The following is a 20,031-nucleotide window of genomic DNA, read 5'->3' on the forward strand; positions in this document are numbered from 1 at the left end:
AGGGGGTAGCAATAATGGAGCAATTAAAGCAAACGGTACGTCAATTTGTCGAGGGACGTGGCTGGGAAGGTCAATATGACTTGCAGAAAGATTTGGCTCTATCTCTCACGCTTGAAGCGAGCGAATTGCTTGAATGTTTCCAATGGAAGACGAGTGAGGAAGCTGTGACTACCAATCGCTCAGAAATTCTAGATGAGTTGGCGGATGTCTTTATTTACGCGATTCAAATGGCCGATGCGATGGATGTCAATATTGTAACAATTGTGCAGGAAAAATTGGCTAAAAACGCAAGAAAATATCCGACAAAGAGTATCTGACACAAAAAGGTACTCTTTGTTGTTTTTTTTAACTTTTTTTTAGAAATGTTCACTACTTCGTCATGGATTATATTTTTTAGACCTGATATACTAGAAGAGGATAGCTATAAACGATAAGGCGAATCTGAAAATCAACGTTTAGGAAAGTGGGAAAAGAAATATGGGGAAAGTTACAATTGGTATTGATATTGGCACGGCTAATATTAGTATCTACTCAGACATGGAGAAAATGATTTTTCATGAGCCTACAGTTTTAGCATATGATACGAAGAAAGATAAAGTTTTAGAAATTGGCCATGAAGCAAAAGAGTTGGCAGAGAAGACACCGGGCTCGATTGTTGTGCTTAGTCCTTTACAGGGTGGAATTATTGCCGATTTTGATATGACATTACGATTGATGAAGAAAGTGGAAAGCCGTGTTAGCGCGGTTACTGGAAAGCGTTTTAAGCAGATGGATTTGATTGTTTCGCTACTTCCTGGAGCAACTAATATTGAACGTCAAGCGATCGGAGACATCTTGTTTTCACTGGGAGTTAAGTCGCTTTATTTTATAGAAGGATCACTTGCTGCAACAATGGGCGCTGGTTTGCCTTTCGCTAAACCGATTGCAAACGTGATTGTAGATATCGGTGCTGGCAAAATTTCAACATCGCTCGTTTCCTATGGTGGTATTGTTACGAGTGCAACATTGCGTAAATCAGGTGACGAACTCGATCGCGATATTGCCCAGCTTGTACGCAATAAGTATAATGTTTTGATTGGCTTAGAAACGGCGGAACAGGTGAAATGGCAACTGCATTGTGATACCTCTTTGGAAGAGAAGTTGATTGAGATTGAAGGGCGTGATTTGGTCACCGGTTTTCCGATTACGATTAAAGTCCCAGCCTCTGAATTCCAAGAACAGATTGATGAATTTTTGAAGCGGATTTTGAGTGTTGTGCAATCGACTTTGGAAACGAGTCCGCCTGAATTAAGTGGTAATATCCGTGCAAGTGGCGTAACGCTTACGGGTGGCGGGTCATTACTTGAAGGCTTATCAGATTGGCTGCATAATCAAATCATGGTGCCAGTGCATATGGCTCCAGCACCATTCGAGTCTGTGGCACTTGGAACGAGCATGGCGGGAGAACATTTAGATCGACTGATAAATATTGAAAAAGTGACTGCACGATAAAAAAGTAGCGATCCCCGAATAGGGATCGCTACTTTTTTAGTTATCTATATGAATAAGAACGATTATTTTTTCTCTTGGAACGAATCATAAATAGGATACCTAGCACGAAGAGAACAATGGATGCAAGACACACGATAAAGCCAATGATTCCAACGATGCTAAATGATATACCAACTCCGACGATGCCTAAAATAAGTAGGATCAAACCGATAAGTTTCATTCAAAAACTCCTTTCTTTAAGAGGGTACATCATCTATTATACCGAAAAAAAGGATAAATATTAAGTGACTTTTGGCATAAAATGAAAAATTTAATCAACTAAACAAGATATTAAACCTAAGCGATTTTTTCTGAGTAAATAATAATTTTCACGTTATTTTATGCGATTTACCTCCGTTTTTGTTTAGTATGCAAAACTTTCTTTGCTTTCATGCTATATTCTCGGTAAGATGGAAAAGATTAAACGAGAAAAGGGGATAAGGCATGAAGGATTATATTGTAGACCGCTCTTATAAGGCGTCTATGGGGATAGCGAATGCGGTTTTAGTGACACTTGGTATGGGCTTATTATTACAGACGATTGGGCAGATGGTCGGATTTACGTGGCTAACGGAAATTGGGGCTGTTGGAAAGTTATTATTGATTCCTGGACTTGGCGTGGGAATTGCGATATGTCTTGGTGCGAATACGTTAGTTGTGATTAGTGCGGCTGCGGCATCGGTCATTGGTGGGGGCGCGATACTAGCGCTTGAAAATGGTGGATTTTCGATTGTTGGCGGTGAACCAATTGGTGCGATTTTGGCCGTTATTGTTGCGGTTTGGGTTGGGAAACGGGTGACTGGGAAAACGAATTTTGATATGATTTTAATTCCTGCTGCGGCATTACTATCGGGGGGGATTAGCGGATTGCTGTTTTCGAAGATTATGGCGCCTGTTTTGACGTCGGTGAGTGGTGGGATAACCTCGCTTGTGGACGGTTCACCAATTCTTTCGTCGATGGTTATCGCGCTCGTGTTCGCGATTTTGATTCTGAGTCCGGCTTCATCGGCGGCACTGGCGATTGCTTTACAGCTGGACCCAACGGCGAGTGCTGCGGCATTGATAGGCTGTTCGGTACAATTTGTTTCTTTTGCGGTGCTAGGATTCCGGGATAATAATTGGGGCGCGTTTTTTGCACAATTGATTTGTACGCCAAAATTGCAGACGCCAAACATTATTAAGCGGCCGGCGGTAATGATTGTACCACTTATTTCGGCGGTTATTGCAAGCCCAATCGGCGTCCTCGTCTTTCATTTGCAAGCATCGGCAGAGGTTGCCGGACTTGGTTTATGCGCCTTTGTTGCACCGCTTTTCTTGATTGCGAATTACGGTTGGTTGTCCTTTGGCGCGTTTTTAATTGTCGCAGTTGTGATACCAGCAGCGATTGCTCTTGTAGCTAGGCCATTCTTGCTACGCTCGTCTTGGTTGCGGAGTGGGGATTTACAAGTCGAATTAGAATAACAAAAAAGAGGATGAAGTAGGAAGCGACCTGTTAAAAGGGTCAAAACCTATTCATCCTCTTTCCTCGTGATGTGCCGGAATTTGCCTGAGTAATTGGTTTAAATAAATCGGAATACGATAGAATATCTAAAAATAGTTGGTAGATACAATTGGAAAATCCAGATATTTACTAGACAACTTTGGACTAGTAGATATGACTACCTTATAACTAAGTTTAGAACTCAATGGTTGAATACGAAACTTTTTCGCGAGCTATATTAAAAAGTGAGGTAAAACAATATTTAATATAGTTGGAGCGACGTATCGAGATTCCGCATTCCTTGCCTTAACGAGTGGTTAAAACTCTTGACGCGACCTTTTCATTTACCGTGGCCTTCCTCAAGCTCCCGCAAGACTGACCAATTACTTAAAAACTTTCCTTCACCAGACGATATCCGACTATAGCAAAGTTATGGTAACTCCATCCATATGTCTATATGCACTAAAAGTGAGACAAAACATATAGACTCTCTCGCACGATATTCAATAAAAACAAATATCGCTTTCGTTAACGAGAATAGGGAGATAGGAGAGACGAATAACTTGTGCAAACAATAATCGTTGGATAATCGAATTTCTTACTACATTTCAAACATCCATCTTAAATACGGGCTGCTCCGACAATGTCATTGGTTAACTTACTAAACTGATCTTTGGCTCGTGTGGCTAATTTGTCATCTTCACCTATAAGCTTGTTCTTCAGTCTGTGCGATTCTGTCATCCAATCACCCTCTATCGCTTTGATACTATACATTAGCCGTTTTTCTTAAAGTTGAAACATAAATAGTAAAAAATAATACATTTGATATGTGCCAAAATAAGGATGGGTGGAAAAACGGGCTAAATTTAATGGTCAAAAGTAATCGAAATTAGAGGAAAACCGCCATAAAAATGTCATCTGCATACTCGCCATCGATAATAAATTCGTTGTGAAGTTGGCCTTCTTTTTGAAAACCATGTTTCGTATAAAATTGGATGGCTTTTTCATTTGTCGATAGAACGCGTAAGGAGATTTTTTTCTTGTTTTCAGCCTTGGCGATGCGGTACAGCTCTTCCATGAGGGCAGAGCCGACACCGTGTTTTTGGAAATTAGGATGTACTGCAATATCGAGCGTCCAAACGTGTTCGTTACTTTTTAGTGGGATCGGTGAGTGGTAGCCTAGAATACCTGCGATTTGTCCATCGATTTCGGCAACTACTTTGGAGCCGGGTGGATTTTTTAGTAGATATTCGGCGTCTGTGCTGTAATGAATTTCGCTGGGTGTTGTTCCAGCGGTCCAGACAAGATGCTCGAGTTCAATCATTCCCGTAGCATCTTCTTGGACTGATTTTCGGATTAACATGATAAAACCTCTTTTCTAGTCGCGTTTTGCATATTTTAAGGATGTTTTCCAAGTTTTGAATAGGCCGTCGTTGGTATAAAGAAGTACGTTGCCGCGGTAAAGTCGGATTGCTAGCCAGAATGCTAGGGCGTTAGTTAGGACGAGAATACCGAGCGAGATGAAGATACCGGTGGCGTCCACGGCGAGCAAATCCATTCGGGCAAGCATCATCATTGGAGAGAATGTCGGCACGTAAGAACCAATCACGACGAGCATATTATTCGGTGCATTAGCCGCTGCAATCGAGCCCCAGTAGCCAACAATGGCAAACATCGTCATCGGATACATGAATTGTGATACGGTTTCGACATTCGGTGCCATCGAGCCGATAATGGCTGAAAGTAGGATGTAGAGTAGCAAGCCGAGCACAACGAACAGGATGTTTAGAATGAGATAGTATGTTGGGAATTGGGCTAGTTGGTCCAGTATCCCTTGAATCATCTCGGTGTTTTTACCGCCAATCATGACAACCGCAATACAGAGCCCATAAAAGGCAATCTGGGTGAGCAACATGAGTAAAATCGCAGTCAATTTCGCCATTAAATGGGTAGTTGACGAGACGCTGGATAAAATTATTTCCATAATCCGTGTGCCTTTTTCATTCGCAATTTCTGCTGCTACAATGCTGGCGTAGCTCATTACGAATATGAAAATAACGAGTGTCAGCATCAAAATCGCTGCGCTCATCGCTTCTTTTTGGCTGTTGGTTAATTGATCGTTGGATAGCAACTCATTTTTGACTGGAACTGGTGTGGTGAGGCTCGCGAGTTGTTTTTCCGTAATGTTGTATTCCTTGATCTTCTCTTGCAGTGTCACGGTTGTTATGTCACTTTGTAAGGCCGTGATGAGGGAGTTTCCTGCCGTTTCTTGAGATGTGTAGACGGCGCTTACTTCGTTGCCAAGTTGCGTGACGGTTACGAAACCTTCGATATCACCGTCTGTTAGTGCTTTTTTGGCTTTCTTTTCGGTATCGATTTTTTTGTCGACTTTGAAATTAGCTTTATCTGCGGCGATGGCCATTGAAAAAGCTGGATTTTCAGCGATTACGGCGATTTTTGTTGGTTCGTCGCCACCACCGAAGTAGTCAACTATTTTTGGCAGGGCAAAGATTGCCGCACCGATAAGTAGTGGGAGTAAAAGTGAGATTAAGAATGATTTCGTTTTGACGCGACGTTTGTAGACTTGTGATGTGATGACCCAGAATTTACTCATTCGTCTCACCTGCTTTCCATTTGAAAATTTCTTCGAGTGTTGGCGGCTCCAAGCTAAACATTGGAATGAAACCATCTTTTGTGACGAAATCAAATACGGTGTTGGCGTCGGATTCTTCTGCTAGGTGGACGATCCGAATGCCTTTGTGATTCTCGATTTGCGTGACACCAGGTAAGGCGGCTAGCGCGTCTGTTGGATGTGGCGCGTCGAGCATGATTCGTTTGCGGCCAAAACTGTTTTTGACGTCTTCGGATTTGCCGCGTAATACGGTTTTTCCTTGTTTTAGCATCACGAGTGAGTCGCATAATTCATCGACGTTTTCCATGCGGTGACTTGAAAAAATAATCGTGGCGCCATCTGCTTTAAGATCAAACACGAATTTCTTCAGGATTTCGGCGTTGACGGGGTCGAGGCCGCTGAATGGTTCGTCTAGTATGACCAGTTTTGGACGGTGAATAATCGTGCTGATTAGTTGGATTTTTTGCTGATTCCCTTTGGATAGCGTCTTGACAAGGTCGGTCTTTTTGCCGACGATTTCCGCGCGTTCCATCCAAAGATCGATTTCAGGCTTAATTTTCGTGCGAGAATAGCCTTTTAACTCCGCGAAAAAGGTGATTTGATCTTCAATGGTGACGTTTGGATAAAGGCCGCGTTCTTCCGGCAAATACCCGATGATGTCTGTGTTTATTTTGGTGATGTCTTGGTTATCCCAGAGAATTTCGCCGCTATTTGGACGTAAAAAATTAAGAATTAGACGGAATGTTGTTGTTTTTCCGGCTCCGTTTTGACCGATTAGGCCGAGTATTTCGCTTTCGTTAATCTGGAAATGTAAATCATCGACGGCTGTTTTTGCGCCGAATTGTTTGGATACATTATTGACTTGTAACATGTAGATATCAGCTCCTTTTTGAGTTTACAGTAGTTCTTCTTTTTGCTGTGTTTTTTCGTTGAGATAGGCATCAAGCATTTGCCAGTCACGCAAGGTCGGGTTGGTATTCCAGACGAGCTGCGGGACAGTATTATGAGGTAACGGCAAATCGGTAATGATGAAATCGGCTTGTGGGTGCCCACTACCAACAATAATGAGTTGTTGTGCGGAATAGCGTGAGCGAATGGTTTTCTTCACAAGATCCTCCCATAAAAAGCCGTTTTGTGAGAAAATTTTTGCGGTTAGGACAGCTGGACGCGCCGTTCGTTCCATCGCGGTTTGGATGCTTATTCCGATGCGATACATCAGGACGTCGTGATTTTCGCGTAAGTAAGCATAAACTGGTTCTTGGGCAAATGTTTGGAAAATAGTCGCAATCTGTTGTTCTAAATCAGGGGACAAAACGTGTTCTTCCTTGATTAAAAAACGCTCTTGTGCCAGAAAAAGCGGACTTTCAACGGCATGGAACATAGAAAAGGTGTCGATGAGACTGACCATTAAATCGTCCGCATCCCAGCCAATCTTCGGCAAAATATTGAAAATAGCTTCGACAAGACGATAGGTCACTGGGTTTGCTTCTTTACAAGTTTCGATTCGCGCCGTTCTAGATTGTTCGGAATTATAGGATTTAGAACAAAAGAAAATACAAGATAAGATGAAAATCGATTCGGATCCAGAAATCTCGATATGAGTCGCGTCTGAAAGTATTCGAAAAGCTTCAGCAAGATCGTTACGTTCATTATATACTTTCCATGTGCGCGTAGTTCTTGTGCCACGACTATCGATGGGATAACCGCGTTTGATGCGAGTGAGAGAAAGCCCAACCCAAGCGGCATATTGAATTTTTGCTGCTGGTGAAAAATATATATCTAATTTTCGCATAATATCTTCAATAAAGCTATCGATAATCTCCCAGTTGATGTCGATGAAAAACAGGTCTTGAGCGGGATAGGCATTGAAAAATAAGTCATAGTATAGGAAGCGGATTTGTGATTCTTTGCCAATGAGGTGAAGCGGTTTATTCTCGAGTTGCAGGTGAATCGATTTTAAATAGCGGTGAACGGGCGTTAACTTGCGATAAATCGTTGCCGGACTGACGAAATTTTCTTGGCACCAGACGGCGAGCGAGATCTCTTTTTCATCGTAAATATCATAGCAAAGGCGGAATAAATACGTTTCTGAAAAGAAAGCGGAGAACAGGTGAATGAAATTTTCATCGAATGGTTTTTCCAGAAGAATGCCTTCATTTGTATTGATAAGTTGCCATTTGTCGGGTAGGGAATTTTCTAGACTTTTCATTTCGCGGGCGAGCGTTTTTTTGGAACAGCGCACGAGTTTGCAAATTTCTTGACGGTCCCAAGTTTTGTGATCAGATAAAAGGACTTTAATGATGAGCAATTGGCGTTCTTTATCTTTTTCTAAAATACCGTTCATGGTGATATCATCCTTTCTCGGTTTATCAAACTTCTTATTTTTGCCGTCCTTCAAAGACAACTTTGAGAGAGTCACCTCTTTTTTAGTTGGTGTATATGGTTTACAATGAATGGAGATAATAATAAGCGGAAAAGTAGGTAATAACTATGATCCTAAACAATGATTGCGTAGCGGATGAGATTTATGCGTCTATAAAAACGGCGGTTCTTTGCCAAACATATGAAATTGGAGACACGATTGAGGTGCAGAATTTGGCAGCTGAATTTGGTGTGTCGAGCCATATTGCAGAGCAAGCGCTCCAGTTGTTATGTCAAAGAGGACTTTTGAATCAGCTTACGGCAACTATGTATGATGTGAAAGAAACGCATAGCAAAGAGTTTTATTACTCGGGTCGGTTTCAAATTATGTTTTTGAATATGGAGTATATTATCCAGCGATTAAAAGAAACGCATATTCCGATTGTGAAGAGCCCATTGAGTGTATACGTAGAAGCGATGAAGGTTGGGGTTCAGAATCGTGAGTATACAGCTTATATTAACGCATGTGAGGGTTTCTATTTGGAACTTTGCGAACAGGCGAATATGCACATTTTAGGTAAGAGTTTAAGAACGATCAATGAGCAACTAACGGCGTTTGACGATATATTTGGTAAGAAATTTCTGTTGACATCATCTATGTGTACGGTTGAGGCCGTGGAACTTATTTTAGTTGCATTGGAAGATCGCGATTACGAGCAAGCGATTAGTGTTGTGCAACAGTTGTATCATTATTACATTTCATTGTTGGTAGATTAGCTAACTTCTCTTAATAGTAGCGCTTTCCGCGAGATAATGCCATTAAAAAATTCGATTTGTGGAGAATATTTTTGTTTAGGGATAAAGCGGCTTTTTGATGTGGGAGGACTGCATCGAAAAGTTGTTTTTTTAGGTTAGAAAATAAGATAAAATACAGGTAAAACCACTTTTAAGCGATATTTATTAGTGGTTTTTATTTGTTTGATAGATGTATTGGGAAATGGCTTCCTGACTATGTTTCTATCGATAATATCTGGGAAATCGTTATTCTTCAAGGGTTTGCATTCGTTTTTTGCCGTTTTTTATGCTAGAATTTAATGGTAGAAGATGCAAAAGATGATGGGGGCGTATAGTATGAAGGTCAGTATTTTTTCAACGTGTCTGGTGGATATGATGTTTCCGAATGTTGGGATTGCGATGGTGGAATCTTTGGAACGGCTTGGTTGTGAGACGGATTTTCCGGAGGCGCAAGTGTGTTGTGGGCAACCTACTTATAACAGCGGTTACATGGAGAAGACGCGGGCGACGTTAATCAATCAATTGGAGGCTTTTAAGGATTCGGAGTATGTGGTTGGACCGTCGGGATCGTGTGTCGGGATGATGCGGGAGTATGGGGAGATTTTTAAAGATGATCCCGAATATGCGGATGCGGCGCGGGAACTTGGCGCGAAAACCTATGAATATTCACAGTTTTTATATCATGTGTTGGGCGTAACGGATGTTGGCGCGACGCTCGAAGGCAAGGCTACATATCATCGTTCGTGCCATATGACGCGGATTTTAGGCGAAAAAGAGGCGCCGTATGCATTGCTTGCGGAGGTGCGTGGATTGGAACTCGTGCCATTGCCACACGTGGAAAATTGCTGCGGGTTTGGTGGCACTTTTTCAGTGAAGATGCCGGAGATTTCGGAACAGATGGTGGAGGAAAAAATGATGGATGTCGTAGCGACGGATGCGGAAATTCTAATCAGCGCGGATATGGGTTGTTTGATGAATATCGGTGGGAAATTCAATCGCGAGGGTAAGGAAATCAAGATTATGCATATCGCGGAAGTGTTGAATAGTAATGTCACAAAGCCTTTTCGGGCAATGGTTTAAGGGGGATTCTTGAAAATGGGATTATCGACGAGTACGAAAGATTTTGATACGCGGGTGAAGGAGAGTCTGGACGATGCGTTTATGCAAAAAGCGGTCGCCAAGGCGCAGGATGACCAGTGGGTGAAACGGGAAACGTCTCGGGAGAATTTGGGCAACTGGGAAGAGTGGCGTGATCTTGGAGAGCAGATTCGGCAACATACGCTTGAGAACTTGGATTTTTATTTGGAGCAGTTTAGTGATAATGTGACGAAGAATGGTGGCAAGGTATTTTTTGCGTCGACGGAGCAGGAGGCAACGGATTATGTAAAAGACGTGATTCGGCAGAAAAATGCGAAGAAAATCGTGAAGTCGAAATCGATGGTGACGACGGAGATTGATTTGGATCGCTTGCTTCTTGAAATGGACGGGGTTTCGGTGATGGAGACGGATCTCGCGGAATTTATTTTGCAGATGGATGATTGGGATGAGCCGTCGCATATTGTTTTTCCAGATATACATAAGAACCGGGAGCAGATTCGGCTGGTTTTTAAGGAGAAGCTGGCGTATGACGGGGACAATGAGCCGGAGCACATGGCGCGGTTTGCTCGCGAAGTATTACGGGAGTTTTTCCTGGATGCGGATGTTGGGATTACGGGTTGTAATTTTGCGATTGCGAGTAGTGGCATGGTGAACTTGGTGACGAATGAGGGGAACGCGGATTTGTGCGAGAGCATTCCGGACACGCAAATTGTGTTGATGGGGATGGAGCGCATTGTGCCGAATATGGCGGACGCGGAAGTGATGGATAATTTGTTGTCGCGCAGTGCGGTTGGGCAGAGCTTGACGAGCTACATTACTTTTTCGGGGCCAAAATTGACGGAGGAATCGGATGGACCGGATGATTTTCATGTGGTAATTCTGGATAATAAACGTTCGGAGGCGCTAGGTACGGAGTTTCAGTCGGTGTTGCAATGTATTCGCTGCGGATCGTGTTTGAATGTGTGCCCGGTGTATCGGACGATTGGCGGACATGGTTACGGTTCGATTTATCCTGGTCCGATTGGCGCGGTGCTGTCGCCGGTTCTTGGCGGTTATGAACAGTTTGGCGAGTTGCCTTACGCATCGAGTTTGTGCGGTGCTTGTACGGATACGTGCCCTGTCAAAATTCCACTTCATGGCTTGCTGGTTGAACATCGGCGGGTGATGACGGACGAGCTGAAAATGGGACATGGTTTCGTGGATCAGCAAATGCGTTTTATTGCCAAAGCTACCTCGTCGCCGTTCTTGTTTAAGCAGGCGCTCAAATTTGGCCATGTCGGGCTTGGTGTTTTGGGCGCGAAACCGTCTTCTACGACGGAAAATTTATATCAATATGGCGGCTTTATTTCCGGTGGATTTGGCTTGATTAAAGGGTGGACGAGCGTGCGCGATTTGCCGCGACCTCCGAAAGAGCGTGATAATTTCAGAAGTTGGTATAAAAATCGGGAAGCGGGAGGTGCGGCTAAATGACGGATAACCGGGAAGCATTTTTGAATGGGATTGCGGAGAAATTGGGTCGGGAGCGGCGCCGAACTGGTGTGGTGCGACCGGAACGCGTGCATAATATTGCGGATGAAACGCTTGTGGGGAAAACGCAGGATGAGTTGCTGGTGATTGCGAAAGAGGCTTGTTCACGGATTCATACAGATGTGGTGGAGACACCCGTCGCGGAGCTAGCAGCGCACATTGAAAAAATCGCTACCAATTACGGTAACGAGTCGGTGCTTATCGCAGATGATCCAAGATTCGGCGAGTTTGGATTACAGAATTTAGCGGATAATGCGTGGCGTGATTGCTCCGTATCTATTTGGAAAGAAGGCCGGGAAAATCGTGCGGCGAACATTGCAACGGCTGCTGACGCGAATATTGCGATTGCTTTCGCGGATTTCCTTCTTGCAGAAAGTGGCTCGGTTGTTGTGGAATCGAGCCCCAAACAAGGTAGGACGCTTCATTTTCTTCCAGTGCATTACATTGCGATCGTTCCAAAAAGCAAGATTGTTCCACGTTCCACACAAGCCGCAGATTATTATGATGCGCGCATTGCGAGCGGTCAGGAAATCGGTTCTTCCATTAATTTTATCTCAGGCCCGTCGAATTCAGGCGATATCGAGATGCAACTGGTCGTCGGCGTTCATGGACCGATTAGTGTCACTTATATAGTAGTAACAGATAAATAGGTCGAATAAAAAGTCATGTTTAGGCTAGTGCTAGGCATGATTTTTTATTCGACCTATTTTTTAAGCTTCGTTCTCTTCACCAATCAGAAGTACGCGGGAATTAAAGATAACACGGCCTTCTTCCATCAATTGTTGCAAGTGGTTTGTCAGCGTATTAAGACTAACACCAGCATAGTTCGCAATCATTTTTCTTGAAAAATATCTCGGCAATTCGATCATACTCTGGTCATCCGCTTTCTGGTTGTAACGTGTCGCTAATGTGTGGATAAACGCGGCGATCCTATTTTTCGTATCTAAAGTTGCTTGGATTTGCTTCTTTTCTAAACGGCGTTGAATCGTCTGTAGCATGTGGTAGTGTTGTAATTGAATCTCGGCATTCTGTGCGATCTTGTTAAATACATCACTCTGTGCAAATCTCCAAACTGTAACTTCGTCTGTCAAAGCTTTTCCGAATAGTTGACTAGAGTAAACATTGTAATCTAGCAAATCACCTTCCCCAGCAAAGTCAATCGCTACATTTGTATTGGAGAAAATACCAGCAACACCAGCTACAATAACAAAGATGTAAGGCGTGTTGTTCGTTGCTGTTAATTCGATTTTGTCATTCTTCTTTAATTCCAATCTTTCCTTGGCGATATCTGAATCGAGTAGGGATGTTAGGAATTTTCCAGCTTGTATCTTTGTATCTAATGCTAATGTATTTGTTTTCATAGTATCTCCTCCTGCCATTTTTTTGTCGTTTGTTAACTGCCTCTATAACTATTAAACCATGAATACCGAAATTGGGGAATTCATTCTTGTCATCAGAATGGACAGAAATGAAAAAAATGATTTTTATGGAATCTAAAGATGAAAAAAAGGGTAGTATTAGTATATGTGATAAAAGTCGGAGAAAGTATGAGAAAATGACACAAATCTCATCGTATTTTTATTTTTCTCTGATATAATCTGGACATGAATAAAATATACAGAGTTATGGGAATGCATTCTAAAGCGAAAAGGATCTGGTGAGATGGATAATAAAACGAAAACACCAGCAGGCTTAACTTCCAGTGAGGTTGCCGAGCGAGTAAAACATGGACAGGTCAATCACGCACTCAAGCCGTTAACGCGCAGTGTGTTAGGCATTATACGGGACAATACGTTTACACTTTTTAATATGATAAATGTCGTTATCGCGAGCTTTATTATTCTCGTGGGAAGCTATCAAAATCTGCTATTTCTCGGAGTGGCGCTCTGCAATACATCGATGGGAATTTTTCAGGAGATTAGGGCGAAGCGGAATATTGATAAACTGACGATTCTGACGCAGGCAAAGGTGAAAGTGATGCGTGATGGCAAGCTTTGTGAACTGGAGCAGGACGAGCTCGTGCTTGGAGATGTGATGGTTTTAAATCGCGAAGACCAGATTTGTGCGGACGGGATGATTTTTCAGACGGACGGTTTGGAGGTTGATGAATCGCAATTGACCGGTGAGGCTGAACCTGTTGTGAAACGCGCGGATGACTACGTGATGTCTGGCAGCTATATCGTCAGTGGACAGGCGTACGTGAAGGTTTCAGCTGTCGGAGAACATAGCTTTGTGTCGAAAATTTCGATGGAAGTCAAGCAGGAGAAGCGGCCGGATAGCGAGTTAATCCGCTCGATTAAGAAAATTATCAAGGTATTGACGTTTATCATTATTCCGATTGGATTGGCGCTGTTTTTCTCGAAGTATTTTCAAGGATTGCCGCTGAAGGAATCGGTGCTCGGAACGGCGGCCGCGATGATTGGGATGATTCCAGAAGGGCTCGTGCTGTTGACGAGTATCGCGCTAGCTGTCGGGGTCATCAACTTGGCAAAGCAGAAAGTACTTGTGAAATCGATGCCGTGTATTGAGACATTGGCGCGAGTGGACGTGCTTTGTTTGGATAAAACGGGGACGATTACCGATGGAAAATTAGATGTGACGGATATTGTGTTGAAGCATCCGCGTGTGACGTCTTCGCAGATCGATGCTAGTGTTGGCGCCATCGTTGGCTCGCTTTCGGATAATAACGCGACCAGCATTGCTCTTGGTAAACATTTCACAGAGAATCCTGAATGGGAGATTGAGAAGCGTATTCCGTTTTCCTCCGCGCGCAAATGGAGCGGTTGTAGTTTTACGGAGAAGGGCACATTTTTGATCGGTGCGCCGGAATTTATTTTCAGAGATTTATCTGCGGAAAACCGGCAGGAATTAGATGACTATGCGCATCAAGGTTTTCGGGTTTTGGCCGTGGCACATTCTTTGGAAAAGCTGACGGAAAGCGTTCTGCCGGATCAGTGCGAGTTACTAGCGTTCATCTTGATTGCGGATAATATTCGCGAAGAAGCGCCAGATACGTTCGCCTTTTTCGCCGCGGAAGGTGTGTCGATCAAGGTTATTTCGGGAGACAATCCGGTGACGGTTTCGAATGTTGCAGTTCGGGCGGGTATTGCGGATGGCGATAAATACATCGATATGAGCGAAGTGGCCGAAGATGCCGATTTGTTGCCGATTATTGAAGCATACACGGTATTTGGTCGCGTAACGCCGCATCAAAAGAAAGATTTGATTCGTACTTACAAAAATGAAGGTCGCACAGTGGCGATGACTGGCGATGGCGTCAATGATGTACTTGCTTTAAAAGAAGCAAACTGTAGTATCGCGATGGCAGAAGGCAGTGACGCCGCACGTAGCGTTTCCGATTTTGTACTTCTATCGAATAATTTCGACTCGATGATTGGCGTGATGCGGGAAGGTCGGCGTGTTGTCAACAATATCGAACGCGTCGCATCCCTTTATCTCATCAAAACGATGTATTCGACGGTACTGGCGCTCGCGTTCATTTTCCTAGCAGGCGCGTATCCGTTCCAACCGATTCAACTCAGCCCAATCTCGGCGCTAACAGTTGGAATCCCGTCATTCTTCTTAGCTTTAAAACCCAACTACGACCGCATCAAAGGGCAATTTCTCCACAAAGTATTGCAAACATCCGTGCCTGCAGCCACATGCGTCATCACGTATATCATGCTGATTCTAGGCTTCGGAAACATGCTAGGCTTAAGCTTCGCGCAAACATCAACAATGAATGTGATGCTAACAGGCGCAACATGTTTCGTCGCATTAATCAGCGTCGGTCACCCGTTCGGACGCAAAACAAAAGTACTTGTAGTAACAATGATGGCTGCGTTTGTCTGCTTATTCCTATTCGGTGGCAAATTCTTCTCGCTCGTATCGATTTTCGATTGGCAAATGATGCTTATCTATGTACCACTACTCGTATCTTGCGGCCCACTCTACTGGTTTATCCGCCATATTATTATGCGATTCAGTTGGGCAGGCGCAAAAGACTAGTTATAAATGCAAAAATGGATCGACTCAGTAAATTGTGAGTCGATCCATTTTTTATTTTGCGTTAAAAAACTCATTATACAACGCACGTACTGCTTTTTTCTCTTCCTCTTCTTTCACGCCGAACATGATACTCACCTCAGAGGATCCTTGGTTGATCATCTCGATGTTGACGTGTGCCTCGGATAAAGCTTTCGATGCGCGCGCCGTTGTTCCGACGTTATGCTTCATTGCCTCACCAACAACCATGACAAGTGCAATGCCGTGCTCGATAGTGACTTCATCAGATGATAACTCATTTTTCAAACGATCTAAAACGGTTGTCTCTGTCTGGCGATCCATCTGGTTTTCCCGCAAAATAATTGTCAAATCATCAATCCCAGAAGGCATATGCTCATATGTCAAGCCTACATCCTCCAAAATTTCCAACACTTTGCGACCAAATCCAATCTCACGGTTCATCAAATATTTCGTAATATAAATACTGCAAAAACCGCCATCACTCGCAATCCCAACGACAGGTCCATTCGTATTTTCGCGATGATGAATCACACGCGTACCAGGCAATTCTGGACGATTCGTATTTTTAATTTGTACAGGAATCCCCGCTTGGAAGGCTGGAACGAGCGCTTCATCATGGAATACCGAAAAACCAGCGTATGACAGTTCACGCATTTCCCGATACGTCAGCTCGGCAATCGCGCTCGGTTTATGCACAATTGAAGGATTTACCGCATAAACGGCATCCACATCGGTGAAATTCTCATAAACCTCCGCCTTCACGCCATTTGCCACAATCGCCCCCGTAATATCCGAACCACTGCGCGAAAACGTACTGATTTCACCATCTTTCGTATAACCGAAGAATCCTGGAAAAACAACAATCCCGTCGCGTTCCAACAACTTGTGCAAGTTATCATAACTTTCCGGTAGAACTTGCGCATTTCCCGGCTCATCCGTCACAAAAAGCCCGGCGTCTTTCGGATTCACATAATGCGCCTCTGTTCCTTGACTACGGAAAAACGCCGCAATCAGTTTGGCATTGTTATCCTCGCCACTTGCCTTAATCCGGTCCATGTAGCGGTCAGGATTGGACTTATCAGATGCCAGAAGTCCCTTGAAATCCCGCGTAATTCGGGCGATCACTTCCTCGCCAAGCCCAAGCTCATCCGCAATCGATGCATAGCGAGCCAGTACTTCTTGCTCCAAATCCGACGCCCTGTCCCCTAAGAGATGTTTCGCGCCACAATCAATCAATAAATCCGTTACCTTCACATCATCTGCAAAACGCTTACCAGGAGCTGATACAACAACGAACTTTCGCTTCGAATCTCCTACCACGATTTTGTATACTTTTTGTAGTTGCGTAGCCGAAGCCAGCGAACTTCCGCCGAATTTAATAACTTTCATTTTTCACACTCCTGATTTCATTCATTTGGCTAAGTATTCTGTTAACGTGATTACTAAAAATGCCTAGACCATTATATCTATCCATTATGAACTTTTTTGCTAGAAAAAACAATATGTTTTTAGAATTATTAAAATTTGTTCATTGACAAGGAACTAGCTATTGAAAATAAAGGTATACTTCAGTATTATACAATTCGCCCTGATGACAATTTAAGCACGATTGCGAAGCGTTACGGTCAAAGCGTTATACAATTGCAGTCCTGGAATAATATCGAGAATGCTAATAAAATTGTATCTGGCCAGAAAATTCGTGTCAAATAACAAAATATGAAAAGGGATAATTTTACAATGGAGATACCCCTATCTCTTATTTCACTAAACTAGGATCATTGATAACATCTGAATTCAATATGAAATAAGACGAAGCCTTAGATTAATTTCTAGGGCTTTTTTATTTCCCATAGATTTGCTATAATACTCCTTGGAAGATACTAACACGAGAGGGAGTGTCCTATGCCACATGACGAACAAGTTCGGCATGCGATATCTGCTAGAAAACATACTTTAGAGAGCATCGTAGACGGTATAAAAAATAGAAAAAGCGGGATTCAAGATGAAAATCACGAAGCAGAGGAAAAAATGATACATAGGCTCAATCAAATGAAAGCGGAAGCCAAAGACATGATTTCTCACTGTGAGCAGACAGAAAATGCTTTGCGGAGGGAGATATGATATGTCAACACAAATCGATATAGACACAGCTTGGGTTTTGAAACAATTAAAAAAGGGGGAACAAGCCGTATCAGATTTTAAAGCCGAGGCAACAAAGATTCAACATACAATGGATAAGTTAAATAAGCAAGTTTCTCCGGCTTTTATGACACGTTATATGGAGGTGAAAGAGGGATTAGTGACAGAAATAAAAGCGGATCAATTTACGAAATTAAACCAATCTTTTGTTGATAGCCAACTGGCGGTACATGCATTTATCGAAACGGATGCAAAGCTAGGAGGCGAGGGCTAATGGATTTTAAAATCAATATAGGGGAATTGGAAGATGTATTGACATCGCTCCATAAAATGAAATCGAGCTTAGAAACGTTAGACCGTGTGTTAGTCAACGTACAAAATGCCATCGCTCAACAACGAGGGAAATTAGCCGAAGCGTTGACAATGGAATTTGGCGCTCATCGAGACGATATTTCCCGGCAACAAGGAACGGTGACACGGCTTTTTAAGTATTTGGAAAACTATGTGGCGGATCTCAAATCGATTGATAGTCCGGTTTATCGCAAGCAAGACATGCTCATCGATGCGCGAGGCCTTCAAAAACTGGCCGAGCAGGAAGCCGAGCAACTAGAGAATGCTAAAAATGAGATATTTCGAGTGCCACTGCCAACGATTGAGCAGATTCCCGATGACCTAGACGAGTTGTGGGTGATGCGTCACAATCAAGAGCTGTTAGAGGACATGGATGATTATATACGCCGGAAACTCAACCAATTACAGCAAAACGAAGGCGAATCCATGCGTCGAATTAGCCAAGATATGCGACGACTGATGGAAATGGATCAAGTACACGCCGCGCAAATCGAGAAAGACTATCGGCAATATGATCGGAATAAAGTACGAGAAGTTGCCGCGTCCACCCGAGACACTGTTATTGGTTTCGGACTAGGTGCCATTGATAGTTTGAAACATCCAGAAAAGCAATTAGAAGGGCTGGCAAGTTTATTCGTAAATTTAAAAAGTGATTCGTCTGGGACGTTAAATATGCTTTGGGGAAGTGTAGTGGAGAGTTATTTGGAACCTTATAAGAGCGGTGATGCATATGGTCTGACAAAAACGTCCATTTTGTTTGCAGGTACCATTGGAATCACGAAAGGTATATCAGATATAAGTAAATTGTCAGGCGTAAATAAAGTGGTAACATCAACAGAGGGGCTATTGAAACAAACAACTTGTTCACCAGATGAACTATTTAAATACTTAAATGGCATAAATAAAGATGCTGCTCAAGTATATCTAAAGACAGGAAAGTGGCCAGACCATGTGCAAATACCAAAAAGCCCAAGCGTATTAACGCATGAAGGGGAAATCGACTGGAGGCAAGTACCGGAGAATGGATTTAAATTAGATACATTAGGAAATCCGATTAAAGAAGCGTATATGCCTAAAGTGGGGGAAGTTATCGATAGATATGGACCAGTAGAGGGTAGATTTACTTCTCCGCTTGATAAGGGAATGCCTTTTTCCTATGATAAACGTTCGCTACCCTATATTGAAGATGTCTCTAAATATCATCAATATAAAGTCACGGGTGATTTCACAAAAATTAAGTCATATGTCCAAAGTACACCCAATGAAGAGTTACAAACTTCCATAATGGGTTATATGGATAAATATTCACTTACATTTGAAGATTTAAAAATACAGGCCGGAGGTATTGCACCAGGGTTTGGCTCTGCTGGGGGAGGCATACAATATCAGTTACCTCTACCTGCAAAGTTCTTAGAGGACTTAGGGCTAATAAAGACATTATTTTAATAATTAGGAGGAAAAATATTGGATATTTTAGAAGCTAAGGAAATTATAGAGAATGAGGGATTGCAGAATTATTGCTTTTTTTGTGGTAATGAGCAGAAAGCTGATATTGTAGTTATAAATAAATCTGATAGCTATTGGATAGTTTATACAAATAGTGAGAGAGCAGCGAAGACGAGTGAGAAGCGCTATGAAAACGAGAGCGATGCCTTAGAGGATTTTATTAAGAGGCTGCGTGGTGATAAAGCTTATAGAAGTTATTTAGCTTAACTATATTAGCCACTCCTTCTCAATTACGTGTTGATTGAGAAGGAGTATGGGGCAGAAAAGGGGCAGAACTACATACCTTTATATACTTTCGTGTACTTTTCATTTGTGAAATAAAACTTAGAAATGTAGCAATACGAATGCGTATACTCTTGTATAATGTGAAATACTTATCGGCACGCATAATGGATGGTTGAAGTATACGCTCGGTATGCAATACGGGTATTTGCCTAACAGTAAGGTTTATTTAAGGAAGAAATAGCCCTGTTGACGAAAATAACGAAAAAAGGCAAACTATTAACCTTGATAGTGCTTGGTTAATCGAAAGGCTCACCAGTTAATAATATTGGTGAGCCTTTTTTTATTTATATAATCCATCTTT

At 42.7% G+C, this 20,031-nt stretch carries 19 protein-coding genes; 12 read left to right on the top strand and 7 right to left on the bottom strand.

The window, feature by feature from the left end; all coding sequences use genetic code 11:
* Positions 1 to 14: 14 nt before the first annotated feature.
* Positions 15 to 317, top strand: coding sequence for a nucleotide pyrophosphohydrolase (locus HCJ66_RS06785; RefSeq protein WP_187132437.1), 303 nt, complete (start codon positions 15 to 17; stop codon positions 315 to 317).
* 160 nt (positions 318 to 477) lie between these two features.
* On the top strand, positions 478 to 1,491 hold the full coding sequence (mreB, locus tag HCJ66_RS06790; RefSeq protein ID WP_187132438.1) for a rod shape-determining protein: 1,014 nt from the start codon (positions 478 to 480) through the stop codon (positions 1,489 to 1,491).
* A gap of 40 nt (positions 1,492 to 1,531) precedes the next feature.
* Here mreB and HCJ66_RS06795 read toward each other — a convergent pair whose 3' ends face one another.
* The gene (locus HCJ66_RS06795; protein WP_187132439.1) at positions 1,532 to 1,711 is read right to left on the bottom strand and encodes a hypothetical protein; all 180 of its coding nucleotides are present in this window, start codon (positions 1,709 to 1,711) and stop codon (positions 1,532 to 1,534) included.
* Between the two features lie 263 nt (positions 1,712 to 1,974).
* Here HCJ66_RS06795 and HCJ66_RS06800 point away from each other — a divergent pair, with 263 nt between their 5' ends.
* A complete protein-coding gene (locus HCJ66_RS06800; protein WP_187132440.1) occupies positions 1,975 to 2,991 on the top strand; it encodes a PTS sugar transporter subunit IIC in 1,017 nt (338 codons plus the stop codon).
* A gap of 908 nt (positions 2,992 to 3,899) precedes the next feature.
* On the opposite strand, the gene HCJ66_RS06805 is transcribed toward HCJ66_RS06800, so the two are convergent.
* Genes HCJ66_RS06805 through HCJ66_RS06820 form a run of 4 tightly spaced genes read right to left on the bottom strand, consistent with a single transcriptional unit; the run spans position 3,900 to position 8,046 of the window.
* Positions 3,900 to 4,373 (bottom strand): GNAT family N-acetyltransferase, encoded by a 474-nt coding sequence (locus HCJ66_RS06805; RefSeq protein WP_187132441.1) that lies wholly within the window; start codon positions 4,371 to 4,373, stop codon positions 3,900 to 3,902.
* A gap of 15 nt (positions 4,374 to 4,388) precedes the next feature.
* Positions 4,389 to 5,624: an ABC transporter permease gene (locus tag HCJ66_RS06810; protein ID WP_187132442.1), complete on the bottom strand. Its 1,236-nt coding sequence runs from the start codon at positions 5,622 to 5,624 to the stop codon at positions 4,389 to 4,391.
* Entirely contained in the window at positions 5,617 to 6,513 is an 897-nt protein-coding gene (locus HCJ66_RS06815; protein WP_187132443.1) for an ABC transporter ATP-binding protein, read from the bottom strand. The genes HCJ66_RS06810 and HCJ66_RS06815 overlap by 8 nt, the downstream gene beginning before the upstream one ends.
* A gap of 24 nt (positions 6,514 to 6,537) precedes the next feature.
* Positions 6,538 to 8,046, bottom strand: coding sequence for an AcpB/EbpR/MafR family transcriptional regulator (locus HCJ66_RS06820; RefSeq protein WP_187132444.1), 1,509 nt, complete (start codon positions 8,044 to 8,046; stop codon positions 6,538 to 6,540).
* Between the two features lie 86 nt (positions 8,047 to 8,132).
* Here HCJ66_RS06820 and HCJ66_RS06825 point away from each other — a divergent pair, with 86 nt between their 5' ends.
* The 4 genes from HCJ66_RS06825 (at position 8,133) to HCJ66_RS06840 (ending at position 12,073) form a co-directional block, all read left to right on the top strand.
* Complete coding sequence (locus tag HCJ66_RS06825; protein ID WP_187132445.1) at positions 8,133 to 8,780, top strand: GntR family transcriptional regulator; 648 nt, start codon at positions 8,133 to 8,135, stop codon at positions 8,778 to 8,780.
* A 354-nt stretch (positions 8,781 to 9,134) separates the two neighbouring features.
* Complete coding sequence (locus HCJ66_RS06830; protein ID WP_187132446.1) at positions 9,135 to 9,878, top strand: (Fe-S)-binding protein; 744 nt, start codon at positions 9,135 to 9,137, stop codon at positions 9,876 to 9,878.
* A gap of 15 nt (positions 9,879 to 9,893) precedes the next feature.
* Positions 9,894 to 11,366, top strand: coding sequence for a LutB/LldF family L-lactate oxidation iron-sulfur protein (locus tag HCJ66_RS06835; protein ID WP_187132447.1), 1,473 nt, complete (start codon positions 9,894 to 9,896; stop codon positions 11,364 to 11,366).
* Positions 11,363 to 12,073 carry a LutC/YkgG family protein gene (locus HCJ66_RS06840; RefSeq protein ID WP_187132448.1) on the top strand — a complete coding sequence of 237 codons (711 nt, stop codon included), beginning with the start codon at positions 11,363 to 11,365 and terminating at the stop codon, positions 12,071 to 12,073. The genes HCJ66_RS06835 and HCJ66_RS06840 overlap by 4 nt, the downstream gene beginning before the upstream one ends.
* Positions 12,074 to 12,133: 60 nt before the next feature.
* On the opposite strand, the gene HCJ66_RS06845 is transcribed toward HCJ66_RS06840, so the two are convergent.
* A complete protein-coding gene (locus tag HCJ66_RS06845; RefSeq protein WP_187132449.1) occupies positions 12,134 to 12,784 on the bottom strand; it encodes a Crp/Fnr family transcriptional regulator in 651 nt (216 codons plus the stop codon).
* 301 nt (positions 12,785 to 13,085) lie between these two features.
* Here HCJ66_RS06845 and HCJ66_RS06850 point away from each other — a divergent pair, with 301 nt between their 5' ends.
* Positions 13,086 to 15,431: a cation-translocating P-type ATPase gene (locus tag HCJ66_RS06850; protein ID WP_187132450.1), complete on the top strand. Its 2,346-nt coding sequence runs from the start codon at positions 13,086 to 13,088 to the stop codon at positions 15,429 to 15,431.
* 51 nt (positions 15,432 to 15,482) lie between these two features.
* Here the strand turns inward: HCJ66_RS06850 and HCJ66_RS06855 are convergent, their stop codons facing one another.
* Complete coding sequence (locus HCJ66_RS06855; protein ID WP_187132451.1) at positions 15,483 to 16,838, bottom strand: aspartate kinase; 1,356 nt, start codon at positions 16,836 to 16,838, stop codon at positions 15,483 to 15,485.
* Between the two features lie 513 nt (positions 16,839 to 17,351).
* Here HCJ66_RS06855 and HCJ66_RS06865 point away from each other — a divergent pair.
* From HCJ66_RS06865 to HCJ66_RS06880, 4 genes are read left to right on the top strand one after another with little or no spacing between them, the layout of a single operon-like run.
* Positions 17,352 to 17,570: a hypothetical protein gene (locus tag HCJ66_RS06865; protein ID WP_187132453.1), complete on the top strand. Its 219-nt coding sequence runs from the start codon at positions 17,352 to 17,354 to the stop codon at positions 17,568 to 17,570.
* Position 17,571: 1 nt separating this feature from the next.
* Positions 17,572 to 17,862, top strand: coding sequence for a hypothetical protein (locus HCJ66_RS06870; RefSeq protein WP_187132454.1), 291 nt, complete (start codon positions 17,572 to 17,574; stop codon positions 17,860 to 17,862).
* Positions 17,862 to 19,385: a TNT domain-containing protein gene (locus HCJ66_RS06875; RefSeq protein ID WP_187132455.1), complete on the top strand. Its 1,524-nt coding sequence runs from the start codon at positions 17,862 to 17,864 to the stop codon at positions 19,383 to 19,385. The genes HCJ66_RS06870 and HCJ66_RS06875 overlap by 1 nt, the downstream gene beginning before the upstream one ends.
* 18 nt (positions 19,386 to 19,403) lie before the next feature.
* Positions 19,404 to 19,652 carry a hypothetical protein gene (locus HCJ66_RS06880; protein ID WP_187132456.1) on the top strand — a complete coding sequence of 83 codons (249 nt, stop codon included), beginning with the start codon at positions 19,404 to 19,406 and terminating at the stop codon, positions 19,650 to 19,652.
* The last annotated feature ends 379 nt before the right edge of the window (positions 19,653 to 20,031 follow it).

The organism is Paenilisteria portnoyi (genome assembly GCF_014322795.1).
Classification (GTDB): domain Bacteria; phylum Bacillota; class Bacilli; order Lactobacillales; family Listeriaceae; genus Listeria_A; species Listeria_A portnoyi.